Source organism: Streptomyces sp. NPDC090798 (assembly GCF_044768965.1).
Lineage (GTDB): Bacteria > Actinomycetota > Actinomycetes > Streptomycetales > Streptomycetaceae > Streptomyces.
Genome location: NZ_JBIVXA010000003.1, coordinates 332,771 through 345,275 on the forward strand (window position 1 = coordinate 332,771; position 12,505 = coordinate 345,275).

Here is a 12,505-nt window from a genome sequence, read left to right on the forward strand (position 1 = left end):
CATGACCAGCACCCTGCAGCCGGCTTGCATGGCGGAGGTGGAGAAGCGTCAGGGCCGTTGGCTCGCGCTCTGCGTCCTCGTCCTCGCCGTGCTGTTGGTGGCCGTCGACGCGACCGTGCTCGGTCTCGCGACCCCTTACATCAGCGAGGACCTGAAGCCCTCCGGCACCCAGCTTCTGTGGATCGGTGACGTCTACTCGTTCGTCATCGCCGGTCTGCTCGTCTCCATGGGCAGCCTCGGCGACCGCATCGGCCGCAAGAAGCTGCTGCTGATGGGTGCCACGGTGTTCGGCGCGATATCGGTGCTCAACGCGTACGCGACGACCCCGGAGATGATGATCCTGGCGCGGGCGCTGCTCGGAGTCGCGGGCGCGACCCTGATGCCGGCCACGCTCGCCCTCATCCGCAACCTCTTCCACGACCCGCGCGAGCGCAGCCTCGCCATCGGCATCTGGGGCGCCACGGCTTCCGCCGGTACGGCGGTCGGGCCCGTCGTCGGTGGCTTCCTGCTCGAACACTTCTGGTGGGGTTCGGTCTTCCTCATCAACGTGCCCGTGATGCTGATCCTCGTCCCCGTCGGCATCAAGCTGCTGCCCGAGTCCCGCAACCCGAACCCCGGCCCCTGGGACCTGGCCAGCGTCGTGCTCTCCCTCGTCGGCATGATCGGCATCGTCTACGCGGTGAAGGAGGCCGCCACGCACGGGATCACCTGGGAGCCGATGGCCGTCGGCGTGCTCGGCGCCGGGGCCCTCTACGGCTTCGTACGCCGTCAACTCGCGATGCCCGTACCGCTGCTGGACATGCGGTTGTTCCGCAACCGGGGCTTCTCGGCGGCGGTGCTCGCCGATCTGCTGACCGTCTTCGGCCTGTCCGGACTGGTCTTCTTCCTGTCCCAGTACCTGCAACTCGTCCAGGGCAGGCCGCCGTTCCAGGCGGGGCTCGCCGAACTGCCCGCCGCCATCGGTGCGGTGGGAGCGGGTCTGATCGCGGGCTCGGTCGCGCGCCGCTACTCGGTCCGCGCCGTGGTCTCCGGTGGTCTTGCCGCCGTGGGCCTCGCGCTCGGCGTGCTCACCCTGTTGAACCAGTCCACCGGGTACTCGGTGCTCGGCTCGGCGCTTCTGATCGTCGGCGTCGGCGCGGGATTCTCGTTCACCGTCACCGCCGACGTGATCCTCTCCAGCGTGCCCAAGGAGCAGGCCGGCGCCGCGTCCGCGGTCTCCGAGACGGCGTACGAACTCGGCGCCGCCCTCGGTATCGCCCTGCTCGGCTCCATCGTCACCGGCGTCTACGCGGGCTTCACCGGCCCCGCGGGCACCCCGGCCGGGGCCCACGAGTCCCTGGGCGGCGCGGTGGAGGCGGCGGCAACCCTGCCGACCCACACCTCGCAGGCCCTGCTGACAGCGGCGCGCACATCCTTCGTGGACGGCCTGGCACTGGCGTCAGGCATCGGAGCGGCGGTACTGCTCGCCACAGCGGCGGCGGCATGGTTCCTGCTGAAGGGCCAGAAACTGGAAAACGGGGCCTGAGGGGGCGCGCCCCCTCAGGGGCGCGAGGAACTGCGCGACCAGCCACAACACACCCGCACCCGAGACGCACCCGAGACACGGCCGAACCGCCGGAGGTACTACGCGGCCTTGGCCTTCGTGGCGTACATGTCCACGTACTCCTGTCCGGACAACCGCATGACCTCGGTCATCACGGAGTCGGTCACGGCCCGCAGCACATACCGGTCACGGTCCATGCCTTCGTACCGCGAGAACTCCATCGCCTCACCGAAGCGGACCGTGACGCGGCCCGGCCGCGGCATCCCCGCACCGCCGGGCTGCAGCTTGTCCGTGCCGATCATCGCGAACGGGACGACCGGGGCGCCGGTCATCAGGGTGAGGCGGGCGATACCGGTGCGGCCGCGGTAGAGCCGGCCGTCGGGGGAGCGGGTGCCCTCCGGGTAGATGCCGAAGACCTTGCCCTCCTCCAGGATGCGACGGCCCGTCATCAGCGCCGCGACACCGCCGTTGGCGCCGTCCCGGTCCACCGGGATCATGCCGACGCCGGTGAAGAACCAGGCCATGAGGCGGCCCTTGAACCCTTTGCCGGTGACGTACTCGTCCTTGCCGATGAAGAGCACCTGCCGGTCGCAGACCAGGGGCAGGATCATCGAGTCGATGAACGTGAGGTGGTTGCCGGCCAGGATGACCGGACCGTCGCCCGGGATGTGCTCCACGCCTTCCACCCGTGGGCGGAACATCAGGCGCATGATCGGTCCGAGCACTGCCTTGATGAGCGCGAAGCGGGACAACGGGCCCTCCGGTGTCAAGGGATCGGTATGAAGTATGTGCAGGTGAGGACGATACTCGTGGCCCCCCGGTGATTGCACATCGGGTTCACCGACTGGATACGGACTGTTGACCAATGTTTACCTGAGGTGGCGGCCTGTTGCGCGTTCGTCACACGGACGGAAGCATGTGACGAATCTCGCGGCTGCCCCGGCCGCCACGCCGAACGAGTCGCACAGGTTGACCGGGTCGCACGCCTTGCCCGGGTCGAACGGATTGAACGGGGGATCGTGGGATACATGATCGTGACGCTCGCCGCCTTGGTCCTGATCGTCGGGAGTGCCGCAGTGGTCCTGATCCGCAGGGACCGCCGCCGCGTCTATGACAGCCCCGACTCGGCGCGGATCGAGGCGCGGGCGACCAGGGGCCTGCGCGACGCCCGCCGCAGCGCCCACGCGGCCCGGCATGTCAGCGACTCCGGGGCCGTCAGCGCCGCCCGGGACCGGGACCCCGGAGTCGGGAACCTCTGACCGCGTACGCAGACCGCGTACCCACGGCCGTCACCCCGAAACTGACGGATCGCCAGCCCCCGTGCTCCGTACGACCGTTCCGTACGTCATCCAGCGGAACCCACGTGTTCCGCCACAGGTCTCCCTCCCGTCACGGAAGGGAACCTACGATCGACCCGCTTTGACAGGCACGGGGCGGTACGGCGGGAGGAGCGCTCATGGGGACGCAGGGGACGCAGGGGACACCGGAGTCGCGGGAGCCGAACGGGCAGGACCGGGGCACGGCGCGACGCGCGCTGCTCGGGGCCGCGGTGCTCGGCGCGGGCGGAGCGGTCCTCGGACTGCCGGGCGCCGCGAGAGCCGACGAGCGGCACGGGAGCGGCGGGCACCGCGGCGGCTACAAGAGCTTGCCGAAGCCGACCGTCATCGGGCACCGGGGCGCCAGCGGCTACCGGCCCGAGCACACGTTCGGCTCGTACCAGCTGGCCCTCGACCTGGGCGCCGACGTCGTCGAGGCCGGTGACCTGGTGCCCACCAAGGACGGCCACCTCGTCTGCCGGCACGAGCCGGAGATCGGCGGCACCACCGACGTGTCGGCGCACCCCGAGTTCGCCGACCGCAAGACCACCAAGACCCTCGACGGCGTCCCCACCACGGGCTGGTTCACCGAGGACTTCACCCTCGCCGAGCTGAAGACCCTGCGGGCCGTCGAGCGCATCCCCGCCAACCGCCCGCACAACACGCTCTACAACGGCCGCTGGGAGATCCCCACCTTCGAAGAGGTGCTCCACTGGCAGGACGAGCAGACCCGCAAGCGCGGCAAGCAGGTCTGGATCTACCCCGAGACCAAGCACCCCACCTACTTCCGGGCGCTGGGCCTCGGCCTGGAGGAGCGCCTCGCCAACGTGCTCCGCAAGCACGGCAAGGACAAGAAGAACTCGCCGGTCATCATCCAGTCCTTCGAGCCGACCAGCATCCAGCGCCTGGACAAGCTGGTCGACAACCCGCTCGTCGTGCTGCTCTCCGCCGCGAACACCCGCCCCTGGGACTTCGTCACGGCAGGCGACCCGCGCACCGTCGCCGACCTCGTCAAGCCCGAGGGCCTGAAGTGGATCGCCTCGTACGCGCAGGGCATCGGCCCCACGCTCGACCTCGTCATCCTCAAGGACGCGAACGGCGCCCTCACCACGCCGACCACGCTGGTCGCCGACGCGCACCGCGCGGGCCTGATCCTGCACCCGTACACCATGCGCAACGAGAACACCTTCCTGCCCGCGAACTTCCGGCAGGGCACCGACCCGAACGCCTACGGCGACGCCTTCGGTGCCTTCAAGACCTACTTCGCCACGGGCATCGACGGCGTCTTCTCGGACAACGCGGACACCGCGCTGCTCGCCCGCGAGGACTTCGTCAACGGATGATCCACTCACCCCGATGGGGTGACAGTCGCCCGCCCCGGCAACCCCGTGCCGGGGCGGCGGCGTCCCGCCGCATATGACCCACGACATGGTTTCCACCCTGCGTCCGCTGCTCGCCGCCGAGGCCTCGGCGGAGGGCTTCGCGTCCGGGACCGAACCCGGCGACCTCGAACAGGCCGTCTGGCTGCGCCTCCTGGAGCGCCTCGAATCGGACGGGCCGCCCGTCGATCCGCAGGGCTGGCTGCGCCGCGCCGTGCGCTCCGAGGTCCGCCGCACCCGCCGTACGGCCCGGTATGAACGGCCGTACGTCCGCGAACCCGCCGACGAGAGCGGGCCGGACCCCGAACAGCAGGTGATGACCGCCGACAGCCGGCGCGCCCTGCACGACGCGGTCCGGCGGCTGCCGGGCCGCTGCCCCGGCCTGATGGCGGCACTGCTCTCCCCGAAGGACCTCACCTATCGGGAGATCGCAGGCGAGTTGGGTATCTCACAGGGCAGTCTGGGTCCGGAACGTTCCAGATGCCTGGGATGTCTGCGTCGATTGCTCTCCCCGGTGGTTGCGGCCCGCGAACCACGGGGATAGGAGTGGGGGAGACAGGCGGAACAGGTGAGCGGGAGGCATGCACACATGGGCATGAGCGTGACCATCTCGGCGGCGACCGAGCAGGACGCAGAGCAGATCCTCAAGCTGCAGTACCTCTGCTACCAGAGCGAGGCCGAGCTGTACGGGGACTACGGCATCGAGCCGCTCACGCAGCCGCTCGACTCCCTCAGGGCGGAGTTGGCGGGCGGTACGGTCCTGGTGGCCAGGCTGGGCGAAGAGGTGGTGGCCTCGGTCCGCGGGGCCGTGGACCCGGACGGCACGGCCCGTATCAACAAGCTCATCGTCCACCCGCGAATGCAGCGCCACGGCCTGGGCGGGCGGCTGCTCGCCGCGATCGAGGCCAAGCTCGCCACGGACGGCGCGGCCAAGTCCTTCCAGCTCTTCACCGGCCACCGCAGCGACCGCAACCTGCGGATGTACCGCAAGCACGGCTACGCGCAGGTCTCCACGGAGCGCGTCGACGAGCGGCTCACCCTGGTGACCCTGCAGAAGGGCGCCGACGCGGGCGCGTTCGTGACCAGCGCCTGACCAGCCCCCGTGTTCCGGGCCCGTGCTCCGGGCCCGAGCTACGCCGACCGGTCGGCCGTCCGCGCCTTGCGCAACCAGTACATGGCCGACAGCGGCAGCAGCACGGGGATGAACAGATAGCCGATCCCGTAGTCAGACCACACGGTGGTGTCGGGGAAGGCGGACGGCTCGACCAGCGTCCAGGTCCCGACGGTCAGTACGCCCGCGAGCTCGGCGGCGCAGCACACCAGCGCCGCCCTGCGGGCCGTCTCTCCGCCGCGCACGAGTGAGTACGTGATGAAGCCGTAGACGAGGCCCGCGACCGCCGACAGCGAGTAGGCGAGCGGGGCCTTGCCGAACTCCGTCGAGATCTGGACGGCGGAGCGCGACACGGCGCCGACGACCATCACGCCGTACAGCCAGAGCAGCAGCATGCCGGGGCCGCTGATCAGCCGGGTGCGCTTCTTCTCCGGGTTCTGCCGACTCCCCTGATTCTCCTGAGGATCGGTCCCGTTCTCCTCCGTGGCCGTCATCTCAGCCTCCCCAGATGTCATAGAGCCGCACCTCCAGTACGGCGAGGACGACACCGCCGGCCGCCACCGTGATCGATCCCCAGCGGGTGCGCTCCGCCAGCGACATGAAGCCCGCGGCCGGAATGCACGCGAAGGCACCGAGCAGATACGCCACGAAGATCGTCGTGCCCTGGTCGGGCTTCTCGCCGCGCGCCAGCTGGACGATTCCGACCACCAGCTGGATCAGGGCGAGCAGCGTCACCACGGCCATGCCGATGAAGTGCCAGTCCTTGGTGGGCTGATCACGGTAGGCGGCCCAGCCGCACCAGGCGGCGAGCGCGAGCGCGGCGACGGCGGTCGCGACCGTCAGGGCATCAAGCATGCCGTGACCCTATTACGGGCCAAAAGGCCCGACGCCCTCGCCCCCGGGCTGCCCCGTAGGGTCGAGAGCATGAAGATCCACGCTGATGCCCTGCTGTTCGACAACGACGGGACGCTCGTCTCATCCCTCGAGTCGGTGAACCGGTGCTGGACGCGATGGGCGCGCGAGTACGGGATCACCGCGGAGGACTTCGCCCGGATCGAACTGCACGGCCGCCCCGCCGTCGAGATAGCCGCCGACCTGCTCCCCGCCGACCTCGTCCCCGAGGCGCTCGCGCGCATCGAACTGCTGGAGGTCGAGGACGTCCCCGGCGGCGTCGTCCTGCTCCCCGGCACCGCCGCGTTCCTCGACTCGCTGCCCGCCGACCGCTGGGCCGTCGTCACCTCCGCCACCCGGCGACTGGCCGAGGCCCGGCTCGCCGAGGTCGGTATCCGGCCCAAGACGCTGATCTCCGCCGACGACATCACCCGCGGCAAGCCCGACCCCGAGCCCTACCTCCTCGCCGCCCGTGAACTGGGCGTCGACCCGGCCCGCTGCGTCGTCTTCGAGGACGCCCCGGCGGGACTGCAGGCAGGTCGCGCCGCCGGGATGACCACCGTGGCATTGGCCACAACCCACGAGGCGTCCGAGCTGGACGCGGACCTCGTGGTGAAGGACCTCTCGGCCCTGTCCGCACTGGTCACCGGCGGGGGAGTGGAGATCTCCACCCGCGGCTGAGAAGTGTCCACCGCTGTCCGCAATGCGGACAGCGGTGCTGGGTCCCGCCTGTACGTCTGCTTTACTTGATCCCATGACCACGACGAGCAGCCGCATCCTTGCGACCGAGGCGACCATGACGCCCGGTGCTCGTTGTATGTGTCGAATGTGCGCCTTCTAGAGGGCCCCCGCACCACCGCCCCGTCTCGCGCCCCGAAGCGAGACCGCCGCGCCCTGTCCGTACCCCGTACGTGAGCGGCGCCGCCCCGCGCGCATGTTCTCCCCCGGATTCATCCGGTTCCATCGCCACCGCGAGAACCGTGTCGCGTTCCCGACCGAATGCACCCGTGCCGGCGCACACCCGCGCCCCGCACTCGACAGTGACGGAAACCCCCAGTGATCACGACAACGGGCCTCACCAAGGTCTACCGCTCGCGCGGCCGTGAAGTGACCGCCCTCGACGGCGTCGATCTGCACGTCCGCGAAGGCGAGGTGTACGGCGTCATCGGCCAGTCCGGCGCCGGCAAGTCCTCCCTCATCCGCTGCGTCAACCTCCTGGAGCGTCCCACCGCCGGCACGGTCACCGTCGCCGGACAGGACCTCACCGCGCTCGCCGGCCGCGGCCCGCGCGCGGGCAAGGAGCTCCGCCAGGCCCGCAGCCGTATCGGCATGGTCTTCCAGCACTTCAACCTGCTGTCTTCGCGCACGGTGCAGGACAACGTCGAGCTGCCGCTCGAAATCCTTGGCCTGTCGGGGAAGGAACGATCCTCCAAGGCGCTCGGGCTGCTCGACCTGGTCGGTCTCTCCGACAAGGCCAAGGCCTACCCCGCCCAGCTCTCCGGCGGCCAGAAGCAGCGCGTCGGCATCGCCCGCGCCCTGGCCGGCGACCCCAAGGTGCTGCTCTCCGACGAGGCCACCAGCGCCCTCGACCCCGAGACCACCCGCTCCATCCTCCAGCTGCTGCGCGACCTGAACCGGCAGCTGGGCCTGACCGTCCTGCTCATCACCCACGAGATGGACGTCGTCAAGACGATCTGCGACTCGGCCGCGCTCATGGAGAAGGGCCGCATCGTCGAGTCCGGCACCGTCAGCGAGCTGCTCGCGACCCCCGGCTCCGAACTCGCCGGGGCGCTCTTCCCGGTGAGCGGCGAGCCGTCCGGCGACGACCGCACCGTCATCGACGTCACCTTCCACGGCGAGGCCGCCACCCAGCCCGTCATCTCGCAGCTCTCGCGCACGTACAACATCGACATCTCGATCCTCGGCGCCGCGATGGACACCGTCGCCGGCAAGCAGGTCGGCCGGATGCGCATCGAACTGCCCGGCCGCTACGAGGAGAACGTCGTGCCGATCGGATTCCTGCGCGAGCAGGGCCTGCAGATCGACATCCGGGGCCAGCAGCCCGTACTCGTGAAGGACGGTGCCAAGTGACCTGGTCGGAGATGCAGCCCCTGCTGTCCCAGGCGTGTTGGGACACGCTCTACATGGTCGGCTGGTCCACGCTGATCGCGATCGTCGGCGGTCTGCCGCTCGGTGTCCTGCTCGTCCTGACCGACCGCGGCGGACTGCTGCAGAACGTCGTCGTGAACAAGGTCATCGGGCAGGTCGTGAACATCGCCCGCTCGCTGCCGTTCATCATCCTGATGGTCGCGCTGATGAACTTCACGCGCACGATCACGGGAACGACCATCGGACGCGAGGCGGCGATCGTGCCGCTCGCCGTCGGCGCGATCCCGTTCTTCGCGCGCCTGGTCGAGACGGCGGTCCGCGAAGTGGACGGCGGTCTCGTCGAGGCCGTGCAGTCGATGGGCGGCAACACCTGGACCGTCGTGCGCAAGGTGCTCGTACCGGAGTCGCTGCCGTCGCTGATCTCCTCCGCGACCACCACGATCGTCGCCCTCATCGGCTACTCCGCGATGGCCGGCACCGTCGGCGCCGGCGGGCTCGGCGACATCGCCATCCGCTACGGCTACCAGCGCTTCGAGACCGGACTGATGTGGATCACCGTGGCGATCCTCGCGGTCGTCATCTCCCTCATCCAGTTCGCCGGCGACTACGCGGCCCGCACCCTGCACCGGCGTGGCGGCCAGTCCGGCGCCGCCCCGAAGCTTCGGCTCCTGAAGGCCAAGGAGCCCGCCACCGCGGAGGTCGGCCAAGTCACCTGAGACCGCCCGAACACCCCCCTCCGGTTCTCACCCCACCCGCAGATTTCCCCGTGACCACCCACCACGGGGTTGCTCCACCCTTAAGGAAAGGCACTTTTCGTGCGTAACACCGCCAAGATCACCACCGCCGTCCTCGCCGCCGGAGCCCTCACCCTCGGCCTCTCCGCCTGCGGCTCGGACAAGAGCAGCGGCGCCTCCGACACCAGCGGTCCGCTGGTCGTCGCCGCGAGCCCCACCCCGCACGCCGAGATCCTCGACTACATCAAGGACAACCTGGCGAAGAAGGCCGGCCTCGACCTGCAGGTCAAGGAGTTCACGGACTACGTCACGCCGAACACGGCGACCGAGGACGGGTCCGTCGGCGCCAACTACTTCCAGAACCAGCCCTACCTCGACGACTTCAACAAGAAGAACGGCACCCACATCGTGCCCGTCGTCACGGTCCACCTGGAACCGCTCGGTCTCTACTCCCACAAGATCAAGAAGACCGACGAGCTCAAGAGCGGTGCGACGGTCGCCGTCCCGAACGACACGGTCAACGAGGCACGGGCGCTCAAGCTGCTCGCCTCCAAGGGGCTCATCACGCTCAAGGACGGCGCGGGCAACAGCGCGACCACCCAGGACATCGCGAAGAACCCGAAGAACCTCAAGTTCAAGGAGCTGGAGGCGGCCCAGACCCCGCGCTCCCTGGACGACGTCGACGCCGCGGTGATCAACGGCAACTACGCCATCTCCTCCGGCCTCAAGCCGGCCAAGGACGCGCTCTTCCTGGAGTCCGCGACGAACAACCCCTACGGCAACTTCCTGGCCGTCAAGAAGGGCAACGAGAGCGACCCGCGGGTCAAGAAGCTCGCCAAGCTCCTCACCTCGCCCGAGGTCAAGAAGTTTATCGAGGACAAGTACGCCGGTTCGGTCATCCCGTCGTTCTAGTTTCGGTCGTCCCGTCGTTCCGGTCGGGTCACCGTACGGGGTCCACTCCATCACTCGGAGTGGACCCCGTGGTGCAGTTCGGTGGCCTCATGCTGCATGCTGGGCAGTTCAGCGGGCCCGAAGGATCCGAGGGCCCGACGTCCCCGACGGTTACGGAGCGGCGCATGACCAGCACCTTCCCCGACATCTCCATCAGCACGGAGCGGTTGGTCCTGCGTGCGCTCGACGAGGACGACGTCCCCTCCCTGGCCGCGATGATGAACGACGAGCAGGTCGGGGCCTGGACCGACGTGCCCCAGCCCTACACCGAGGACGCGGCCCGCACCTGGATCACCCAGTACGCGCCCACCGAACGCACGGCGGGCCGGGGACTCGACCTCGCCGTCACCGAGTTCCTCACCCAGCGCCTGGTCGGCATCGTGCAACTCGCCAAGACCAACTGGCATGTGCGCTCCACCGAACTGTCGTACGTCATCGCCCCCTGGGCCCGCGGCGAGGGCTACGCGTCCGAGGCGGCGCTCGCCACCGCCCGATGGCTCTTCCGTGACCAGAAGTTCGAGCGCATCGAACTGCGCACGGCGGCCGACAACACCGCCTCCCAGCAGGTCGCCCAGAAGATCGGCTGCATCAGCGAGGGCGTTCTGCGCAACGCCTGTATAGCGCACACCCGCACCGAGGACGGCCGCTGGGTGGACGTGCGCACCGACTTCATCGTCTGGAGCCTCCTCCCGGAGGACCTCGACGGAGTCGGCGACGAGCTCGCCGACACGGGTGGTTTCACGTCGTTCTCCGACTGGAACTGAACCGGCGGGATGGCCCGCGCGGAATCCGGGGAACGTCCCGCACCGCGTTCGGAAGAACCGCTCCCACCCGGCAGAGTCCTGCGCGACCGCACCCAGCGACACCAGGTACCCTCACGGAGCCCGCCCGCGGGCTGCCCACCGACTACCTGCGAAAACCCTCTGGAGACTGACGACGATGGCCGACCGGGTCACGGTGATCGGCTGGGACGGCTCGCCCTTGACCGCCGCGGCGCGCTCCGCGCTCGGCGCGGCCACCCTGGTGGCAGGAGCGGCGCACCACCTGACGCTCCCCGAGGTACCCCGGGCCGCCGAACGCATCCGCCTCGGCAGCGTCTCCCTCGCCGCCCGCCGCATCGCGGGCCACCGCGGCAGCGCCGTCGTCCTCGCCGACGGCGACCCCGGCTTCTTCGGAGTCGTACGCACCCTGCGCGCCCCCGAGTTCGGCCTGGAGGTCGAAGTCGTGCCCGCCGTCTCCTCGGTCGCCGCAGCCTTCGCCCGCGCCGGCATGCCCTGGGACGACGCACAGGTGGTCGTGGCACACCGCCGCACCCTGCGCCGCGCGGTGAACGTCTGCCGCGCCCACACCAAGGTCGCCGTCCTCACCTCGCCCGGCGCCGGCCCCGCCGAACTCGGCCTGCTCCTCGAAGGAGTCCACCGCACCTTCGTCATCTGCGAGGAACTCGGCACCGCGAGCGAGCGGGTCACCATCCTCACCTCCGACAAGGCCGCCGACCACACCTGGCGCGACCCCAACGTCGTCATCGTCATCGGCGGCTTCGTGGCCGCGGCCGAGGACGGCGGCTGGATCGCCGGACGCGACCCGGGCACCGGACCGCGCGGCTGGGCGCTGCCCGCCCAGGCGTACGGCGGCGCACTGGGCGAAGGCGAAACGGATCTGCTGCGCGCCGCCCAACTCGCCCGGCTGGGCCCGCGGGTCGGAGACCTCGTGTGGGACATCGGCTGCGGCAGCGGCGCCTTCGCCACCGAGGCGGCGCGCACCGGCGCGGCGGTCATCGCCGTCGATCGCAACCCCGGCTCCTGCGCCCGCACCGAGGACGCCGCCCGCCGCTTCGGCGTCCAGATGCAGATCGTGCACGGCACCGCGCCGCACGTCCTGGAGAACCTTCCCGAACCCGATGTCGTACGTGTCGGCGGCGGAGGAGTACAGGTCGTCTCGGCCGTCGCCGACCGGCGCCCGCAGCGCATCGTGACGCACGCGGCGACCCGTGACGCGGCCGAACTCGTGGGCCGCGATCTGACCGAGCACGGATATCAGGTCGAATGCGCCCTCATCCAGTCCGTCGAACTCGACACAAGGGCCTGGACGGAGACCGAGCGGAGCGTCGCGTTCCTGCTCACGGGCCGTCTGCCCGATCGCAACCCGTGATCCTGTTGTCGTACCGCGCGCGGTAGGCTGGCCGATCGTTGTACCGCTCCAGGGCGATCGGCCTTTCGTAGGCCAATGTCCGGAAAACGCGCCCGTTTTGAGGCGTGTGTGGTACGGCAGAACCTGAGGACGCGCAACGTGGCGCAGTCCACAGCGGGCCGTCGCGGATCAAGCTGTCGCGAGGGTCGGACGACCGGGACAATGCCCGTTAATGGCTTTGTCGTCTTTGTTGGCCGGTCGTTCGTGCCGCTGGGCACGCACGCTCGTTCTTCACTGCGGGGCGGTCGGTGCGCCGTTCCGGGCGAGCAGGACTTGGAAGC

General features: G+C 69.8%; 14 protein-coding genes. 11 read left to right on the forward strand and 3 right to left on the reverse strand.

Annotation, left to right across the window (positions count from 1 at the left end; all coding sequences use genetic code 11):
• Position 1 precedes the first annotated feature (1 nt).
• Positions 2-1,525: an MFS transporter gene (locus ACIQTP_RS09030; RefSeq protein WP_403397770.1), complete on the forward strand. Its 1,524-nt coding sequence runs from the start codon at positions 2-4 to the stop codon at positions 1,523-1,525.
• 98 nt (positions 1,526-1,623) lie between these two features.
• Here the strand turns inward: ACIQTP_RS09030 and ACIQTP_RS09035 are convergent, their stop codons facing one another.
• The gene (locus ACIQTP_RS09035) at positions 1,624-2,295 is read right to left on the reverse strand and encodes a 1-acyl-sn-glycerol-3-phosphate acyltransferase (RefSeq protein ID WP_054230621.1); all 672 of its coding nucleotides are present in this window, start codon (positions 2,293-2,295) and stop codon (positions 1,624-1,626) included.
• A gap of 276 nt (positions 2,296-2,571) precedes the next feature.
• Between ACIQTP_RS09035 and ACIQTP_RS09040 the strand changes: the two genes are divergently transcribed.
• From ACIQTP_RS09040 to ACIQTP_RS09055, 4 genes are all read left to right on the forward strand, one after another.
• On the forward strand, positions 2,572-2,802 hold the full coding sequence (locus tag ACIQTP_RS09040; RefSeq protein WP_403397772.1) for a hypothetical protein: 231 nt from the start codon (positions 2,572-2,574) through the stop codon (positions 2,800-2,802).
• A gap of 197 nt (positions 2,803-2,999) precedes the next feature.
• The gene (locus tag ACIQTP_RS09045; protein ID WP_403397774.1) at positions 3,000-4,202 is read left to right on the forward strand and encodes a glycerophosphodiester phosphodiesterase; all 1,203 of its coding nucleotides are present in this window, start codon (positions 3,000-3,002) and stop codon (positions 4,200-4,202) included.
• Between the two features lie 73 nt (positions 4,203-4,275).
• Positions 4,276-4,782, forward strand: a complete 507-nt coding sequence (locus ACIQTP_RS09050; RefSeq protein ID WP_403397776.1) for a sigma-70 family RNA polymerase sigma factor — start codon at positions 4,276-4,278, stop codon at positions 4,780-4,782.
• A 45-nt stretch (positions 4,783-4,827) separates the two neighbouring features.
• Positions 4,828-5,331, forward strand: coding sequence for a GNAT family N-acetyltransferase (locus ACIQTP_RS09055; protein ID WP_403397779.1), 504 nt, complete (start codon positions 4,828-4,830; stop codon positions 5,329-5,331).
• 38 nt (positions 5,332-5,369) lie between these two features.
• On the opposite strand, the gene ACIQTP_RS09060 is transcribed toward ACIQTP_RS09055, so the two are convergent.
• Together ACIQTP_RS09060 and ACIQTP_RS09065 are read right to left on the reverse strand one after the other, a co-directional pair.
• Positions 5,370-5,843, reverse strand: a complete 474-nt coding sequence (locus tag ACIQTP_RS09060) for a hypothetical protein (RefSeq protein WP_403397781.1) — start codon at positions 5,841-5,843, stop codon at positions 5,370-5,372.
• A gap of 1 nt (position 5,844) precedes the next feature.
• Positions 5,845-6,204, reverse strand: coding sequence for a hypothetical protein (locus tag ACIQTP_RS09065; protein ID WP_101406199.1), 360 nt, complete (start codon positions 6,202-6,204; stop codon positions 5,845-5,847).
• Between the two features lie 69 nt (positions 6,205-6,273).
• On the opposite strand from ACIQTP_RS09065, the gene ACIQTP_RS09070 reads away from it, so the two are divergent.
• The 6 genes from ACIQTP_RS09070 (at position 6,274) to cbiE (ending at position 12,185) form a co-directional block, all read left to right on the forward strand.
• On the forward strand, positions 6,274-6,921 hold the full coding sequence (locus ACIQTP_RS09070; protein ID WP_168490075.1) for an HAD family hydrolase: 648 nt from the start codon (positions 6,274-6,276) through the stop codon (positions 6,919-6,921).
• 375 nt (positions 6,922-7,296) lie between these two features.
• Complete coding sequence (locus ACIQTP_RS09075; protein ID WP_403397783.1) at positions 7,297-8,331, forward strand: methionine ABC transporter ATP-binding protein; 1,035 nt, start codon at positions 7,297-7,299, stop codon at positions 8,329-8,331.
• Entirely contained in the window at positions 8,328-9,065 is a 738-nt protein-coding gene (locus ACIQTP_RS09080; RefSeq protein ID WP_403397785.1) for a methionine ABC transporter permease, read from the forward strand. The genes ACIQTP_RS09075 and ACIQTP_RS09080 overlap by 4 nt, the downstream gene beginning before the upstream one ends.
• A 99-nt stretch (positions 9,066-9,164) precedes the next feature.
• Positions 9,165-9,995: a MetQ/NlpA family ABC transporter substrate-binding protein gene (locus ACIQTP_RS09085; RefSeq protein ID WP_403397788.1), complete on the forward strand. Its 831-nt coding sequence runs from the start codon at positions 9,165-9,167 to the stop codon at positions 9,993-9,995.
• A gap of 164 nt (positions 9,996-10,159) precedes the next feature.
• Entirely contained in the window at positions 10,160-10,798 is a 639-nt protein-coding gene (locus tag ACIQTP_RS09090) for a GNAT family N-acetyltransferase (protein ID WP_403397791.1), read from the forward strand.
• A gap of 175 nt (positions 10,799-10,973) precedes the next feature.
• A complete protein-coding gene (gene cbiE, locus ACIQTP_RS09095; RefSeq protein ID WP_402051817.1) occupies positions 10,974-12,185 on the forward strand; it encodes a precorrin-6y C5,15-methyltransferase (decarboxylating) subunit CbiE in 1,212 nt (403 codons plus the stop codon).
• The last annotated feature ends 320 nt before the right edge of the window (positions 12,186-12,505 follow it).

What these genes read in the sequence shown, in the direction of transcription:
- ACIQTP_RS09065 (WP_101406199.1), bottom strand. Translation starts at nt 6,204, where the DNA reads ATGCTTGATGCCCTGACGGTCGCGACCGCCGTCGCCGCGCTCGCGCTC.
- ACIQTP_RS09090 (WP_403397791.1), top strand. Translation starts at nt 10,160, where the DNA reads ATGACCAGCACCTTCCCCGACATCTCCATCAGCACGGAGCGGTTGGTC.
- ACIQTP_RS09070 (WP_168490075.1), top strand. Translation starts at nt 6,274, where the DNA reads ATGAAGATCCACGCTGATGCCCTGCTGTTCGACAACGACGGGACGCTC.
- ACIQTP_RS09050 (WP_403397776.1), top strand. Translation starts at nt 4,276, where the DNA reads ATGACCCACGACATGGTTTCCACCCTGCGTCCGCTGCTCGCCGCCGAG.
- ACIQTP_RS09040 (WP_403397772.1), top strand. Translation starts at nt 2,572, where the DNA reads ATGATCGTGACGCTCGCCGCCTTGGTCCTGATCGTCGGGAGTGCCGCA.
- ACIQTP_RS09055 (WP_403397779.1), top strand. Translation starts at nt 4,828, where the DNA reads ATGGGCATGAGCGTGACCATCTCGGCGGCGACCGAGCAGGACGCAGAG.
- cbiE (WP_402051817.1), top strand. Translation starts at nt 10,974, where the DNA reads ATGGCCGACCGGGTCACGGTGATCGGCTGGGACGGCTCGCCCTTGACC.
- ACIQTP_RS09060 (WP_403397781.1), bottom strand. Translation starts at nt 5,843, where the DNA reads ATGACGGCCACGGAGGAGAACGGGACCGATCCTCAGGAGAATCAGGGG.
- ACIQTP_RS09045 (WP_403397774.1), top strand. Translation starts at nt 3,000, where the DNA reads ATGGGGACGCAGGGGACGCAGGGGACACCGGAGTCGCGGGAGCCGAAC.
- ACIQTP_RS09030 (WP_403397770.1), top strand. Translation starts at nt 2, where the DNA reads ATGACCAGCACCCTGCAGCCGGCTTGCATGGCGGAGGTGGAGAAGCGT.